Genomic DNA, 15,568 nt, shown 5'->3' with positions numbered 1-15,568 from the left:
TCACTATGGCCGGCTCATCCACGCTGAGCATCTTTTATTCGCTGAGAAAGTTTTTCAGATTGTTCTTTAAGTTCACCACCGTTTTTTTGAATTTCAGCAAGTTTATTTTGCTTAGCTTGATTAAAATTCGTTTCTAATTCGGTTCTTTTCACTGCAATATCTTCAGCTTCAAAAGCACGTTTACAAGTAGGGCACTTGCATTCCGATTCGTTAAACTCGAAACTTTTAGCATTTTCAGTATGCCATTGTTCACGTAAACGATCACGTTGTTTATCGATATCCTGAATACTGGTTTCAAACCGCTTTACCGCTGCTTCATAATCGGCGATCGCTTCTTTTTTAGATTTGATCTTACGAGTAAGTTCGTCCAGTTTGGTAGTATCTTGAGTTTGCGAAGCCTTTACATTGCGCTCAATTTCAAATTTGATGTTTTGAAGCTCTGTTTTAAGCTGATGAATCTTCGAATTAGTTTTACTTCGCTCTTCATATAGGGCGTTTTGAGCCTTAGATTTATCATTAATATTTGCCTCAACCTCAGCCAGTTCTTCATTCTTAAAATTAATCTTTTCCCGGATTACATCGAAATCACGATCTTCCGGCATTCCTCTATACACCTCATCGATACGCGTAGGGATAGCCTCACGATCTTTAATTAATTTTAGCCGTTTCGCTGCAACTTCTTTTTTATACTCTTCCAAAGTTTTATTAGAAAGCACTTTTACCAGGCTCTCATATTTTGGATTTGATTGTGCTAAGTCATTATCGCTAACATCACCGCACATTTCGATAAGTACAGCTCTTCTTTCTTTCCATGGCAAAGCATCAAAAGCAAGTGGATTAGTAATAAGCTTGAAAATGTTTTCATCTAAGATATTTTGAACCTTCGCGGTGTATTCTTTAAGCTTCATTGGAACATCATTCCAATAGAAATCGGTAACATTCCCTTTAAATACTTTTTGCTCCTGCCCCTTTGGACGGCTCCAATTTTCTTTAAGAATACGCTTAAGCTCTACTTCTTCTCCATTCACATCTAATACACCTACTACCTCAGTTTCCACACCCGATAAGTAGTTGTTATATTTATCCAATGGCTTAACCTCAAACTGGCTATTACCATTACTATCCTTACCAAATAGTAACCAGCTCCATGAATCTACAAGCGTAGTTTTTCCAGCCTCATTTTTTCCAAAGATGTTTGTGTGATGATTTTGGAAGTTGATTTCTTTACGCTGAATCCCTCTGAAGTAGGATAGTTTTAAGCTTTTTAATTTGATCTCTTTTCTCATGATTTTGAATATTAATTGTTGAATATTTATTTCTCGATTTCGACTTCTAAAGGAACGCCCGATTTGGGTTTGACTTTCTTTATAAAATCATTCATAAATCGTTGTTCATTTACGTTCCAGTCTTTGGCTCTTTTTCCGTTTACCTCCCAAAAGCCTTTGGTGTTATTGATTGTCATTTTCATAGTGTGCCTCTGTTTTTTGCGATACGTTCTACTGCGGATCTGTGAACCTTCCATTTGTTTCCAGTCTTGAATTTCTCATGCGGTAAAAGTTCCTGAGCAATAGCCTCTACTCTGCTTTTGCCGATTTCACCCCAAATATTAGCATCTGCAATTTCTTTAAAGGTCAATGACTTTTTACGCAGGTACCGCTCTTGAAGACGTGAAGGGATAATATCTTTTTCCTTTACTAGAACAAGTCCTTCCTTCTTCATGTAATCCAATAGATCAGGTATGTTCACAATTCCGTCCATGATGATTTATGCTAAAATTTTATGTTGATACGCAGCGTTAACTAGTCCAGTACGAGTGAACGCTCCTACTTTTCGGTAAAGCCGGGTTAAATGATATTCTAAAGTTCTAATGGAAATGTTCAACTCGTCTGCGATGGCCTTATTCGGCAAATCCTTAGCGGCCATAAAAATGATTTTTACATCTTTTGAGTTAATGATATTTCCGTCTACCTCAATATGCTTGTGATCAAAATCCATTGAAGGACATTGCCCGCCAGTTAAAAAGTTCTCTGAAGGTTGTAACACCCCGTTCTTGATGTCAGGCTTACCATCTACGGCTCCCCACATATAGAAAGTGTAAATTTCTACTTGCTCAGGGAATGAATATTGCTTGCCCTGCTTATTTCGTAAAGCCTTAATGAAAAGCTTTGCGCCTCGATCAGTATTGTACTTATTAGCGACCATCATAAACAATGGTGCTTCGAGTTCTTTAAATGGATAGATACGACCGCCTTGAAGACAAGACACTTTTAATCCTTCTCCTGCCGGAATAAATTCGATATCGGCTGGTAAATTGGGGTTGATTCCTGCAATGATTTGCGCTGTTGGGGTTGTGATTGAAGTCATAATTGTGAAAATTTAAAATGAATATTAATTGTTGATTAAAGCGATAAAGACTAAGCCCCCGGTTAAGACCAAGACAAACAAAATGGCATAAACTTTAGATTTGATATCCAACCTATAAATGGTCTTATCGAGGTGCTGTAGTTCTTTATCTTCTTTCATGTTGTGATATTAATTGTTGAGGGAGTTCCCTTAATTTGATGATTTGTTTTTGTTCGTTTGAATGGTTGATGTATCTTTGTTTTATAATACTTCACACGCCCCACCTGGGGCATCATGATTGTGAGTATTAATTGTTGAAAAGATGCCCGGGAGTGATGAACCGGGCATCGCTTTTTGATGTAATATTAATTGTTGAGAGCCTTTTGATGGGCGAAATACCTCTACACTTGATGTTGATATTAATTGTTGAAAAGAAGGGCTGAAAAGCTGATGAGTTCTTTTCTGATGAGTTTTCGACGTTGATAATACTTCTCATGATGATGGATGTTAATTGTTGAATTTTTTTAAGCGTATGCTAAGGGTTGAGCCAAGCCACCTATTCTTCTATGTTCCCGGGCAAAGTTTCGGTTATTCCTACCTTCAAAAATTGATATGATCTGCTCGTCTAATACATTCTGCACGATACCTTCTTTTGCAAATTTCTTCATTACTCGTTCTACATAATACTTTGCATCGTAATAGCTTATTCCCCAAAGTGCCATAAGTTGCACGCTGTTTTGGTGGATGATAAAATCGATATCTTCTAAGCTTAGAAAATTGAATTTGAATTGAATTAGATTAACCATAGTTGTGAAAATTTAATTGTGAATATTTATTGTGCTGCGAGAACTGATGCTACTTTTTTAGCGTGTAACTCATTCTCTTTTTTATAATGTTCGTAGACTTTATGAATAAATCGCTCTGCTCTTAAGTTTTCTCGATAACCATTCATAATGTCTCTGAAAAAGGTAGTAGAAGTGTAAAAACCGCCTCCACGCTCTTTCTTAAATCTTTTCTTTTTAGCGAAGTTCAAGATCTTATTTCCATAATCGGAACCGATCTCGGTGATGTAAACTTCTTTTAATTCAGGTGTTATCATGGTACTCCCTTGTTTTATACTTCAAACTTATATCGTAAGTTTGCTATTAATTGTTGAAAATTGTTTCACTAACGTTGTACAAATATAATCACATTTTTGTGATTTACAATCACGTTAGTCACATTTTTTAAATTTTAACATTTTAAAAGTCACATATAAATGACTGGCGAAGAATTAAAAGATTTAAGGATTAGGGCTAATCTTACACAAGAGCAACTTGCTGAGCTAGTTGGAATGCATAAGAATACCATATATAGTTACGAGAATAGGGATGTATTGCCGAAAAAAAAATCTGATTTAATCGCAAAAGAACTCCTTTCTCTTATCACAAAAAAAGGATTAGAAGCAAATCACATAAATGTGAATAATCCAATAGAGGTGAAAAATGAAATTCCCTTAGAAAACACCAACGGAAATTTATTCCAGAAACAGGAAGACGGGAGTTTTAATATTACTGCGGATATCATTCCGTTTGAAGCCTTCGCTTCTTATATAGAGACTTTAGAAGATGCTACCATTCACCACGATTTTGATACTGCTGTATTTAATGTAGACCAGTACGGCCGTGGAAATTATAAAGCCTTTAGAATTAAAGGTGATAGTATGAATGGCGGTAAAATAGATGATGTTCCAGACAAAGCGTTGGTTTTAGGTCGTGAAGTTGGGCGGCATCATTGGAAAGATGGATTTCATAAAACAAAGCATGGTTTTATCATTCTATGTAAGGAAAATATATTTCATAAAGATATTGTCGATTTTGATCCAGAGACCGGAGATATCATTTGTCATAGCCGAAATAAAAGCCCGGAGTATTCAGATTTTACTATTAACCTCAATGACGTATATCAAATATTTAAGGTGATTAAAAGATTTATGTGATGAATTAATCTGGCATCATTAGTGTAATTAAATCGATATAAAACCGACTTAATTAACAGTAAAACAATAAAATAAATTTTTATTATATAGGTTTATACATATATTTGCACGCCTTTTTAGGTCATATATCAAATATTTTTTTATATTTATATATAGTAAAGCAAGCAAATACATACATATATTCAAATATTAAATATTCAAAACTAGTTAATTATGAAAATCACTAAAATTAACATGGCTAATGTCCACGATGGAAAGCCTTTCGATACGGCTCAGTGGAGAATGGCTACAGCAGAGGAAAAGGCTAAAGTGTATAGCACAATTGCTTCTTTTAATAATCAAAGACGAGTAACAGCTTAAAAGCATGTATAAATACGAATCAGAAACGCTCTATGATAGAGCGTTTTTTAATTTTACGAAGGATGCAAGGCAAATTAATGTTGCTTTTGAACCGCTAGGAACGTCAACTTATTTAATGATTATTTTTGCTGAAGACGGACAGGATTTATCAAATCCTCATGATCCAAAGTTCAGAGAAACATTAAATGACATACTCACAAACTTTGATGGAGGTAAGAACTACACTTATGAAGTAGCTGCAGAATAATAAATTCCCCTCCCTACAAGGGAATTTATTCAATAATCAACTTTTGCGCCTTATCCCGTTCTGCTTCCGGGTACTTATCCTTATAAACCGTATCAATATCATTTCTTTCGTGGCCCATTAGTTCCCGAAGTAAGTCCTCCTCTATTCTGGCAAATTTCCCATGCGTAGCAAATGTGTGCCGCATCACTTTTAAAGTTAATGTGGCATCTTTAGGACTAAGTGTGATTTCTAATTTCTTCTTTACTTGCTGTAAAGCTCGATACATCTTTACCCTAAAAGTACGATAACCGGCTTCACTTCTTGGCCAGTCAAAAACAAAAACCTCATCACTCCCCTGGTACCTATTAATGATTTTTTCAGCTTTTGGATGCAGTAAAATATCAAATTCATAGGCTTTTTCACCAAGCTTCGCTCTCTTTAAAAATACACGTCCATTATGAATTTGCTCTTTCCTCAAAAAACAAACGTCCATAAAATCGGCACCACATAAATAGAACTGCAGCAAAGCAAGATCCTTTGCTCTATTATAATTAAGCTGAGTGAAGGTAGTATTCTCTAATTTTATGATATCATCTTTTTCGAGATAGGCATTTCTGGCTCTACGTTTTCGTACTGGAATATCATTGAATAAATTGGCAAATGGTTTTTTGTCTTCTATGATTCCAGTCCTCACCGCATTGTTGTAGATGGCCCGCAATTCATATAAATAATTCCGTACCGAAGTATTCTTTAATCCCTCACTTTTTTTATGCTGTTTAAAGCCTTCCATAAAGTGACGATCAATTTCATCTAGTCTTTTGATACTGGAATATTTTTTTAATTCCTTCAGGGCAATTCTATAGGCTCTGGCGTTTCCTGTTCTGCTTACCTGATCCATATACTTGGCTCGCTCCTCTCCATAATCGATGAATCGTAAACTTTGTTTACGAGGAGACGTATCTAGCATTTCGAAAGCAGCATCAAAGTTATTTTGCTCATTAAAACGTCTAGTACCAAAAATCTTTTTGATTTGACTAATTTGGTCGTATAAGTCTTCGTAGTCTGGATGAGATCCTAGCGGCAAATCATAGGTATTATCCCATTCGGTAGCTTTTGCGTATGCAAAAGTTTTCCTTCTGGTTTTTCTTTGATGAGATAGTATTATCTTTACCGGGAAGCCCTGGTCGCTTTCTCCATCGTTCCTATACAATTTGATTTTGCCTTTCATTCTGTCGTAAACATTTCGTAAACAAAAGTACTTTTTATCTGCGAAAAAGGGAGGTTTTGAAGCGAACTTTGTAAAATGAAAAAAGGCTGTTAAATGAAAAACCCCGCTAATAGCGGGGTTTCAAGGACTGTCTTCTTTGTGACCTCGGCAGGATTCACCGATGTCTGTAAAGCCCTATAAATACTAGTGTCTATTTTTCATGTTGACGATCTGTGAACTTTAAAATTGAATTCATTTGATTCGCCTTGGTAAAGATAGCAAACTATTTTACTTCGAAATATTTTTTTTAATTTTAAATAATAATCTCTGCATTATAAAAATTATCGCTTAAAATCTGGAATTATAAGAAAAAATACGGTTTATATATTGTAGTAAAAGTGGTTGGGCATTATAAATTCAGAATAATTTTAAAAAAAATTAGAGGTATAACGCCCTACTCCCAAATTACAGAACAGTCAAAAGTAGTAAATCGGAGTCAGATACAATGCTTAACAAAAAAAGTTCAAGGACTTTTTAATAAAAATATAGCTTTACATTGTAATATAAAAAATGGCTCATTTCAAGCGGTTTTACTTTTTTAACCATTACATGTTTGTATTCTTTAGTTAAAATTTTTTGGGTTCTACGTATTTAGCCTTCAATCCAATCATATTCGAACGTTAAACTCTTATCAGGTAAAGGGTCGTTAATATTTTTATGTATTTTGTTTTTAGTATTGTATATAATTAAAACAAAGTGATTTGCCCTATCCTACCAAGCTAACTTGAAGTCTTCAATATCGTATCGTAATTAAAAATTTTCGTGTTATCTCCGCACCGTTTAACATAACGAGCTTACAAGTTAGTATCTGCTAGCTTTTCAGATGTCATTTTTTTGTAATCACTCTGTTTTAAAGAAAGATTTCTTTGTACATAATTAACTTTTATTGACTACTCATTACCTTCTTTGTCAGTAACTACAAACTTGTTTTATGAACATTTCTTAAATCGTTGCCACTGATACGATAAAGTTAAAATCTTTTCTCTATGAGTACCCTATAGAAGCAATTACATTAAAGACAAACAATATTATTTTCTTTATTCCTTTCATTATTAATTACCTATAATTTTATTCTCGGTTCTGCGGATAAATTGCAAAGATGGTGTTGTTCTTCCATTGTTATATATTACTACACCATTTTTCGGTTTGTTAATAGTTGTAGTAACCTTATCTATTTAACTGAAAAAATAATTATCAGCCCATTAATCAAAATATCTAAATTTAAATTTGATCAACTAATCAAAATCAAAAAATGAAAAATTCTTTATTCTTTCTCCTTTAGATAATGATAAATTGTAAAATTTACAACTACAATTTTCATTACTTTTAAAGTCAATTAACAATACATTGGTATTGTGTATAGATGTTTTACTAGCTTGATTTCCTAGTTTTTTATACAATTCATCAAAATTAAAATCACTAAAAACTTTTGATACGCCTTTTAAGCCATTATTTGTGAATACATATTTTGTGATTACGCCTTTTCCATTGGGAAGTTTTCCTATTGTAAGAGTGGTGGAATTTGGTATTTCTCCATTTTCATTTAACTTAATCAAAACAAAAGATTGATATTTATCCTCTTTATTTTTTTCAATAAATCTACGTGTTAAAGCTTCAACATAGTGGTATTTTTTAGTTTCTATATAATCAACTCCAAAATTATTTTTAAAGATTTCTAAACATTCTTTATTATTTTCAACAGTTTTAATCATTCTGTCACTTAATTTAAATGTATTTATATCATTTTCTTGACATGCTATGAAAAATTTAGATAAAAAAATTATAACCACTATTCTATTAATATTTCTTATCATATTTAAATTTGCTTTTTTTCACTAATTTTCTTGCCTTGAGATTTTGTTCTCTTCTAATGGGATTCTCTACAGTTTTACGCACCTTAATCTCTGCATTACTTACTGGTTTATAAGTATTATAAATAAAAGAATTAGGTTCAAATTGTTCTGAACCCAAATCTTCATATGGTTCAACATAATCAGATTCTCCTGTTGGTTCAGTTCCGTTTGTAATATCTTTTGCATGTCCCAATTCATGAGCTAAACCGATTTCTGCTGGCCTTTCCTTATTTCCATCAACATCAACACCTCCCTCAGTACGGTTTGGGTTATAATTAATCTTTGAGTCAGAGCCAACACCATTTGAAGCATTTTCTTCATTTGTAGCGTCTGTTGTATTCCTATCAGTACTTTCAGTAATTGTTGTAATTTTATCACTACCTATTAAATCAGAAACAAGGCTAGTTCCCTCTTTACAGCTATTTCCAGTACACCCCACTTCAACAACCTTACCAGTATCATCAAGTTCAAGTTTGTTATCTGTAAGTTGCTGTAGGTCTGCTAAAGTCTCTTCTTTAAATTTGAGACTACCTTCTATAACTATGTCGTTTGGATTCATTCCCTCCGGGTCAGTAAAACGCAACGGATTGTTGAAAGCATAATTATAAGGTGAGTGCCTACGCATTAATTCGGCAAGAGGGTCAAGATTCATCCATCGTCCAATTGCCGGATCATAGTTCCTTGACCCAAAGTCATAGTAATCTATGCGGTTGCTTCCCACAGCTTCATCCTGAAGTTCTTTCCCCCCAAACATATAATTGTTCGCGAAATCACTGCCCCGTGCCCCATTGGCATCATTATAACCACGATGTTGCAGTCCAAAGGGATAGTAATTATGTTCCTCCACGATCGAGGCACTCGGGCTCGATACGCTTCCCACATTATCATAGGTCACTCTAATATTACCCAGATGATCCTTGTACTGGTAATAATACTTATAACTGCCGTTGTCTCGCTCCACATAACCTTCCGGGTGGAAATAAAAATCTAGACTGCCCCCACGGTACATAAAATTGCCCGCATACAAGGTCTCCGTGATACTCCCGCTATTATTCACACGCTTCTTCAATTTAACACCATTGGCATCATAAAAATACTCAATTTTCTGGGAACTGCTCCCATTAAAGATAATACTCGTGGGAAGGTTCAAATGGTTATAAGTGATACTGGTGATATCCTTATTGGAATCCGTTTTTAAATTCCCATTGAGATCATAGGTATACTCCGTACTCGCAGTAGAATGATCCAAAAATCCGTAATTGTCATTCCCATTGTTTTCTTCGATGCGAAGTAATTTGTTCGTGCTTCCCTCATACTTATAGATCAAATTATCCATCGTATTAAAATGGGTGGAGGTTGAAAATACAGGACTCGATACCACGGCTCCCCTTCTAAACAAATGCGTAATATTTCCGTTGAGATCATAGGTCGTTGGAATGGATGAAGACCCTAGATTGAACTTATCGCTATTATCCCCACTACCGGTACCCCCATAAGCCTGGGTGATCCTATTGAGTGCATCGTAATAGTATTTATAGCTCTTTTGTGCATTATCCGTATTCTTGGTACGCCATTTAACTTCACTGATATTTCCATTGAAAAGATCCGTACTGTTCCCATCATGATAATACAATGACATATTGAACAGCTTGCTCGTACTCCCGATATTATTGATACTCTTGAGCCAGCCACGTACGTTGTAATCATACTCCACATCCTGAAGCGCCGTATACCCCTTGCGGTTCCCTACCTCTTTCGACTCTAATTGTCCCAATTCATTATAAGTGTTGGCTGCGATCCGTTCTTCATTCCCGCCATTGACCTTTTGGGTATGCAAGGTCACACGACCAAGATCATCATACTCATAAAAATCCTCTACCGTAACGGTTATGGCTCCACTGCCCGTCTTGACATGTGTCGTTTTTGTTTTTTCAACTTCTCCGGTAAAGGAATCCAACAAATGCTCCGTGGTCAGGGTCGTCCCCAGATACGGGTTATGCTCCTTGCTATAGATCAAACGACCCTTGGCATCATAACCATTGATCATCTCTATCCAACTGGAGGTTCCCAATACACGGGTAAAGCTTCCCGTAGCCAGCCCCTGAACTTTACTGCCCCCTTGAACGATCGACTGTCCCTGACTGCTCGATGGTAGACTTAATGAAGGACTGTAATCATAATTATCGTAATAGTTCACCGTATACAACTCATTGACCCCGGTAGGCTTTGCCTGATTACTATAATAAATCGCCTTCCCCCCTACACTGGTTGATCCCTGACGTTCTTCGTAATTATATGTTGCGCTTGAAAATATGCTTTCCATCGAAGAATGCGAACCATTATTATTGATTTTACCGGTATAGGCCACACGTCCGTGGGCATCATACTTGGTAAACAACCATTCGTCGATATTTAATTGGGAGTTCTCCAAACGCATATCCGAAGACTGACTCATAGCCAACTGATCCAAATTATTGTACACCAAATACTCCACATCCTTGCCAGGAAGACGCTTCTCTACAAGACGGTTGCGCTTATCATAGCGGTACTGATAACATAATCCCGCAAGTTCCGCCGAAGTCGGGGCGTTGATCGTTGCCTCAACCTTCGGAGGAAGGACATAGGTCAGGTTCCCATAATCATCATAAACATAATACGTATCATAAACCACTTCTGCTTCCCCAGAGCCTATCGTCCCATCCAGGTTCCTATCCGCAGGTCCATAGGTTCGCTTGAGCACTACACGACCCTGTTTATCCTTAAACTCCTCCGTAGTATGTAATTTACCTTCACTTCCGCCGGTCGAAGCACTCCAGTTCTCATCCTTTACAATCGTTTTATACAAGCTACCAGCCACATAATTCCCAGAAGTTGTTAAACTCGGCACATAGCTACTGCTCAAGGTTACTTTATACAAACGAACCTCACTAGCCGTATTGGTCTGATAAGCGGTTGCTACCGTATGGCCCCCGCTAACTTTCCAAGCATCTCCAGGAGCTCCTTGCTCCAGTACCCTATTGAGCGGTGAAGCCTCAAATAACTTCTCACTATAAGGATTCGCCGTACTGTTGTTTGAACTACTAAAATCAGCACTGAAATGCGATTTATAATAGGTCTTGGTCGCTCCGCTCACATCGCCGCGGTAGGTACCCGCACTACCACTGCCTTCCACATAAGGCAAATATTCCTTGTCTTGACGTCCATAATCATCATAGCCCACATGGGTGATGATATCATTTGTCCCCGCCGACTGCTTGATCCCGATCTGTTGCATCGCTCGTCCCAGTCCATCGAAATAAGTAATAGATTCCGTCGCCTTGGCTGGGGTCACCTCATTTTGACTCAAGGAACTACTGTAGGCCTGACGATATGTTCGGGTATAAACATAGTTCTCGTCACTGAAATCAACTGCGCCCCCACTTGTAGCACTTGCAAAAACTATATTATCAATTGCAATATCACTTCTGTAATCGGAACCGATTAGTCCATTGAAACGAATATACCGTGAACTACCTCCATATGAAGACAAATCTACTATAGCTTCATGCCATATATTACCTTGATCACCTGACTTAGACCATACTGAAGTCCAATTTGTTCCATTTGAACTAATTTCAATATTCAAGCTTCCCATATTAAGGCCGTACATATGATAATTGAACCTCATTTCATAGCCTTGAGGGATTGTATATAATGGACTAATAACTACACCTCTATTTCCGGTGTTGCTGGTTGCTTCAAGGTATAAGTAGTAATTGCCTAATATAGCACTACTAGGCCCAGTATTTCCTGATGGAGTAGATCCAGTACGAAAAACCCAATCCATATTATCATTAGTAACTTGTTGCCAATCACCTAGATTATTCTCAAAACTCTCATTACTCAATGCCGTTGGTATTCCTTCATCAATTAATCCATCACAGTCATTATCTTTACCATCTGCTATCTCAGGTGCTCCAGGATAGATAGATGAGTTATTATCATCGCAATCCGAAGCATCAGCAACATAACCTGCTGGTTTTGTTTCACTCATTACTTGATCATTAGGATCCCCATATCCGTCGTTATCTCTATCTCTATTCCAAGGATAAGTCGTCCCACCTCCACCTCCAGGAGGTGGCTCTACTGGTTGTACTGCCTGAATAGTTACTGTAGTTTCAGCCGTTGCTGTGGAATCTTTTTGTGGAGTTACCTGTCCAAAACTTTGATTGACCATCATATATATGCACAGGGATATTCCCCATAAAATCATTTTATTTTTCATTATTTAAATAATTTCAGTATTATTCCCCTTTATAATGATATTCGTATTCTTCAATGATATTTCCGTCATTGTCTTTTATTACTTTTAAACGGCCATTAGTATCATAAAAAAAGTTTGTCTCTAAACCTGAAGGATCTCTTAATCCTACTATTCCAACGGATGGATCATATTCATAGGTAGTGATCATCGATTCTTTAAAGGCTGTATTATTTCGAAGGTTATTTATTACTACAAGATCAGTTTCATCAATATTAGTTAGCGTACCTAATGCATTTTGAAGAATAGTTTTCGTAGTATTTTCAATCTTAGCTATCGGAAATTGACGATTATATCCCCATAGATATAAAATATGGCTACCGCCTTCCCTAGCCACCTCCATAAGATTTCCATAATTATCATACTCATGGTAAGTTAACAGGTTCCTTAGCGGATTAGAAGAACTATTATAGGTTCCTTTTAATACTTGTATATTCTTTGGAAGAAATTGCCCTGAATTATTGAGAAATAGATAGCGTTCAACTTCATTGGATAAAACTGTATTCCCTGATTTAACTTGTTTTTGTTTCTGTATTGGCTGTTCAACTACATTGTTAAGAACCATATTATCAATCACAGACTTGTCTTGAGAAGATAAGCTATTGAAACCCAAAGAAGAAGTACTTGTGATATCCCTAGGATACCAAATTTGTTGAGATGTAACTTTTGCATTATCACTTTGGTAGGTTAGAATTTTAGTGGGATAGTCATGATTAATTCCATTATATTCATATTCTACAGTACTTGTAACATCCCCTGTACCGAAATAAGACTTTTCAATTTTTCCAATTAGGTTTCGCTTTTCACTCAAAACATAATAGTGATTCATCTCATAATCCTGAGTACCAGCAGTCATAGTACTAAGATTACCTCCTATAGGGCAAACAAAAGCAGGACTCTTATTTCTACCGTAATATGCATCTATTTGATCAACTCTTGTAGTATCGTAATTATAAATTGTTTCCTTAAGCTTTTCAAAAGTTCCGCTATTTGATTTAAAGACAATTTCTTTCAGAAGTTCCCCTTTATAAGGAGATACATTTGACAAAGGACCATTTGGAATTAACTCTGTTCCAAAAGTAGTTTTTGAACCATCATAAGAAGCTAAAAATGTTTTTTCAATCCCGCCGTTTTGAAAGCTATCTCCACCAAAACTGATAGTTACTTGATCATAGAAACCAATACTATTATTAAAGTAATAAAACTGATTCCAGTTCCCTGATGTTATTTTAAATTCTTCGTAATAATCACCGCATTGTAATCTTTTCTCGTCAATTTGATATAAATTGACTGATCCAAATAATGGTAAGCGCTCCTCATTATAATGCTCCATATCATTATAGTAAAATCTTTTAATAATAGGACTTGAAGATGAACCTGCTACATCAATGAGCTTTTTCACTCTAATTCCAGAATTAGCTGCAACTGATTGTGTTGTATTATCTGAGATATAACTTCCGTAAACTTCAGCTTCTACATCATCAATTATAACTGGAGATAAATCTAAAGATATTTGGTAGGTGTTTCCTGCATTAAGATTAACGCTAAAATTAAAAGTTCCAACTTGTACATTTTCATTTAAAATATATGAAGATGTTGTAGTATTATATACTTTCAAAAGTGCACGATCATGTATTATGTCAGACCCACTAACAATATTTACTTCACCACTAAGCTCTAAGGTAGAACCTATTTGAGGAGAAATACTATGAGAACTATATTCTGTTCCGGAAGTTGAAACAGAAACATTAAAGCCGTCATAAACATATGAAGATTCGCTAGTGATAACACTATTAGGTTCATATTCTATTTCAGTATATCCACCAGTAGGATATATAACTTTCTCCAAAATTCCATTTTTTGTATATGTAAAATTACCGGCGCGTTCTGCTTCTGTATATGAAACATTATACAAAGAACCTACAAAATCAGGGTATAAACTTTGATTTGAGAACTCTCCATTATTAAATCCTAAAAGATCCTGAGCAAATGAAAATCTTGGAGGTAATAGATTAGGACTATTGTAAAGAAATTGATGCGTTTTACTTTCGCTCCCAGTATTATCCTCTATTCTATTCAGAAAAATTCTCTTCTTGTAAATACTATTATTTAAATGTGTATTGGTAGTATTACTTGTACTTGTAATAAGGTCATAATAAAAATCATAGTCTTTGATTATCACTGATCCATTTTTATATTGTATGCCTGATAATTTGACTGAGGTATTTTCAATATCCCCTCTAGTAGAAGTAGTAAAAACTATCGTTTTAGAATTCCTATTATTAGATATTGAACTTATTTTTTTTGATGATACAGAACTATAGAGTTCACAGTGGTTCTCTACAGGTGTAGGAGCAGTACAATCTTGTGACCCACCTGTATAATAATATGGAACCGAATATGTTTGATTAAAACCTGATGCATAGAACATGCTATGCGAGTTATAATTTAAAGTTATTTCGTCTCCATTTAATGCCGTAATTTTTGAAAGATACCAAGCACTAGTGACTGTAGGCTCCAAATTTCCAGTAGTACAAGTATTTTGTGGTTGGGTAGTCTCTTTTACATCGAAAACAAATTCAGTACCATCTGAAGTAATAAATTTAAAGTTTCCTCCGGCAAGTAGTTCTATTTTTAGACCTCTATCTTGTTTTAGTAATATAGGATTACTTTGTTCGTCAAGTATAAAGGAACCTGAAAATCCAACGAATTTGAAATTATAGACATCTGGTTCAAAATCTATAGCATCACCATCATCTACAACACTTCGAAGAAAATTTAAATAATTTAATTTCGACGAAGTATACCAAGATTGAGTTGTCGCAAGCGATTGAAAATTTTTTGAATTTGCAATTTCATCTGCTACACCTCTAACCGAACGGGTTATTATACCTCCTGCATTAAGATTCCACCCCATTCCTACCCATGAAGCTATTTGATCAACCTTAATACCTGTAGTTGCATATGACATGCTTATTGGAAGATTTAATGAACCTGCCGAATAATCTATTAGAGGTATACTTATATTTGCAACCCCTGTTGACTCATCTAATGGAATATCACCATATTTAGTAAATTCATACGCTGTAGGAGAGGGTGGTGCAATTTCAGGTAATGCACCTATAGAATTTTCCTCTTGTGCCTTGAGTCCAAAACAGTAAAAAATTACTATTAAAAAGGCTAAAGTTTTTTTGAAGTCAATCATGAACCTTATTTTTAACAAATAATTATTTTTTTTGTT

Annotated in this window: 13 protein-coding genes; 3 read left to right on the top strand and 10 right to left on the bottom strand. The window is 35.5% G+C overall.

The features are described from left to right. Positions 1-14 precede the first annotated feature (14 nt). The 6 genes from IIF7_RS19490 to IIF7_RS19470 all read right to left on the bottom strand — a co-directional run bounded on the left by IIF7_RS19490 (position 15) and on the right by IIF7_RS19470 (position 3,442). Positions 15-1,286 (bottom strand): AAA family ATPase, encoded by a 1,272-nt coding sequence (locus IIF7_RS19490; RefSeq protein WP_084843364.1) that lies wholly within the window; start codon positions 1,284-1,286, stop codon positions 15-17. Between the two features lie 26 nt (positions 1,287-1,312). Then, positions 1,313-1,468, bottom strand: a complete 156-nt coding sequence (locus IIF7_RS20920; RefSeq protein WP_176219015.1) for a hypothetical protein — start codon at positions 1,466-1,468, stop codon at positions 1,313-1,315. After that, positions 1,465-1,719 (bottom strand): hypothetical protein, encoded by a 255-nt coding sequence (locus tag IIF7_RS19485; RefSeq protein ID WP_139801381.1) that lies wholly within the window; start codon positions 1,717-1,719, stop codon positions 1,465-1,467. Before IIF7_RS19485 ends, IIF7_RS20920 begins: the two co-directional genes overlap by 4 nt. Before the next feature lie 45 nt (positions 1,720-1,764). After that, a complete protein-coding gene (locus IIF7_RS19480; protein ID WP_084843362.1) occupies positions 1,765-2,364 on the bottom strand; it encodes a response regulator transcription factor in 600 nt (199 codons plus the stop codon). Between the two features lie 503 nt (positions 2,365-2,867). Continuing rightward, positions 2,868-3,149, bottom strand: a complete 282-nt coding sequence (locus tag IIF7_RS19475; RefSeq protein ID WP_084843361.1) for a hypothetical protein — start codon at positions 3,147-3,149, stop codon at positions 2,868-2,870. A 26-nt stretch (positions 3,150-3,175) separates the two neighbouring features. Further along, positions 3,176-3,442: a hypothetical protein gene (locus IIF7_RS19470; protein ID WP_084843360.1), complete on the bottom strand. Its 267-nt coding sequence runs from the start codon at positions 3,440-3,442 to the stop codon at positions 3,176-3,178. Positions 3,443-3,601: 159 nt separating this feature from the next. Here IIF7_RS19470 and IIF7_RS19465 point away from each other — a divergent pair, with 159 nt between their 5' ends. The 3 genes from IIF7_RS19465 (at position 3,602) to IIF7_RS19460 (ending at position 4,928) form a co-directional block, all read left to right on the top strand. Continuing rightward, positions 3,602-4,321, top strand: coding sequence for an XRE family transcriptional regulator (locus tag IIF7_RS19465; RefSeq protein WP_084843359.1), 720 nt, complete (start codon positions 3,602-3,604; stop codon positions 4,319-4,321). A gap of 234 nt (positions 4,322-4,555) precedes the next feature. Continuing rightward, positions 4,556-4,681 carry a hypothetical protein gene (locus IIF7_RS21160; protein WP_262508202.1) on the top strand — a complete coding sequence of 42 codons (126 nt, stop codon included), beginning with the start codon at positions 4,556-4,558 and terminating at the stop codon, positions 4,679-4,681. Between the two features lie 4 nt (positions 4,682-4,685). Further along, positions 4,686-4,928, top strand: coding sequence for a hypothetical protein (locus IIF7_RS19460; RefSeq protein WP_084843358.1), 243 nt, complete (start codon positions 4,686-4,688; stop codon positions 4,926-4,928). A 25-nt stretch (positions 4,929-4,953) separates the two neighbouring features. Here IIF7_RS19460 and IIF7_RS19455 read toward each other — a convergent pair whose 3' ends face one another. The 4 genes from IIF7_RS19455 to IIF7_RS19440 all read right to left on the bottom strand — a co-directional run bounded on the left by IIF7_RS19455 (position 4,954) and on the right by IIF7_RS19440 (position 15,532). After that, on the bottom strand, positions 4,954-6,135 hold the full coding sequence (locus IIF7_RS19455) for a tyrosine-type recombinase/integrase (protein ID WP_084843357.1): 1,182 nt from the start codon (positions 6,133-6,135) through the stop codon (positions 4,954-4,956). 1,274 nt (positions 6,136-7,409) lie between these two features. Continuing rightward, a complete protein-coding gene (locus IIF7_RS19450; RefSeq protein ID WP_084843356.1) occupies positions 7,410-7,988 on the bottom strand; it encodes a hypothetical protein in 579 nt (192 codons plus the stop codon). Then, positions 7,972-12,291, bottom strand: coding sequence for a DUF6443 domain-containing protein (locus IIF7_RS19445; RefSeq protein ID WP_084843355.1), 4,320 nt, complete (start codon positions 12,289-12,291; stop codon positions 7,972-7,974). The genes IIF7_RS19450 and IIF7_RS19445 overlap by 17 nt, the downstream gene beginning before the upstream one ends. 19 nt (positions 12,292-12,310) lie before the next feature. Continuing rightward, entirely contained in the window at positions 12,311-15,532 is a 3,222-nt protein-coding gene (locus tag IIF7_RS19440; protein ID WP_084843354.1) for a hypothetical protein, read from the bottom strand. Positions 15,533-15,568: the final 36 nt, after the last annotated feature.

Origin of the sequence: Zunongwangia atlantica 22II14-10F7 (genome assembly GCF_002094855.1) — a bacterium.
Classification (GTDB): domain Bacteria; phylum Bacteroidota; class Bacteroidia; order Flavobacteriales; family Flavobacteriaceae; genus Zunongwangia; species Zunongwangia atlantica.
Note: the sequence above shows the minus strand (reverse complement) of the source record. Positions and strands in the feature narration are given on the sequence as shown.

Excerpts from the sequence above, each read along its gene's own strand:
- IIF7_RS21160 (WP_262508202.1), top strand. The coding sequence starts at position 4,556 with ATGGCTAATGTCCACGATGGAAAGCCTTTCGATACGGCTCAGTGGAGA.
- IIF7_RS19460 (WP_084843358.1), top strand. The coding sequence starts at position 4,686 with ATGTATAAATACGAATCAGAAACGCTCTATGATAGAGCGTTTTTTAAT.
- IIF7_RS20920 (WP_176219015.1), bottom strand. The coding sequence starts at position 1,468 with ATGAAAATGACAATCAATAACACCAAAGGCTTTTGGGAGGTAAACGGA.
- IIF7_RS19480 (WP_084843362.1), bottom strand. The coding sequence starts at position 2,364 with ATGACTTCAATCACAACCCCAACAGCGCAAATCATTGCAGGAATCAAC.
- IIF7_RS19485 (WP_139801381.1), bottom strand. The coding sequence starts at position 1,719 with ATGAAGAAGGAAGGACTTGTTCTAGTAAAGGAAAAAGATATTATCCCT.
- IIF7_RS19440 (WP_084843354.1), bottom strand. The coding sequence starts at position 15,532 with ATGATTGACTTCAAAAAAACTTTAGCCTTTTTAATAGTAATTTTTTAC.
- IIF7_RS19455 (WP_084843357.1), bottom strand. The coding sequence starts at position 6,135 with ATGAAAGGCAAAATCAAATTGTATAGGAACGATGGAGAAAGCGACCAG.
- IIF7_RS19490 (WP_084843364.1), bottom strand. The coding sequence starts at position 1,286 with ATGAGAAAAGAGATCAAATTAAAAAGCTTAAAACTATCCTACTTCAGA.
- IIF7_RS19475 (WP_084843361.1), bottom strand. The coding sequence starts at position 3,149 with ATGGTTAATCTAATTCAATTCAAATTCAATTTTCTAAGCTTAGAAGAT.
- IIF7_RS19465 (WP_084843359.1), top strand. The coding sequence starts at position 3,602 with ATGACTGGCGAAGAATTAAAAGATTTAAGGATTAGGGCTAATCTTACA.
- IIF7_RS19445 (WP_084843355.1), bottom strand. The coding sequence starts at position 12,291 with ATGAAAAATAAAATGATTTTATGGGGAATATCCCTGTGCATATATATG.
- IIF7_RS19450 (WP_084843356.1), bottom strand. The coding sequence starts at position 7,988 with ATGATAAGAAATATTAATAGAATAGTGGTTATAATTTTTTTATCTAAA.
- IIF7_RS19470 (WP_084843360.1), bottom strand. The coding sequence starts at position 3,442 with ATGATAACACCTGAATTAAAAGAAGTTTACATCACCGAGATCGGTTCC.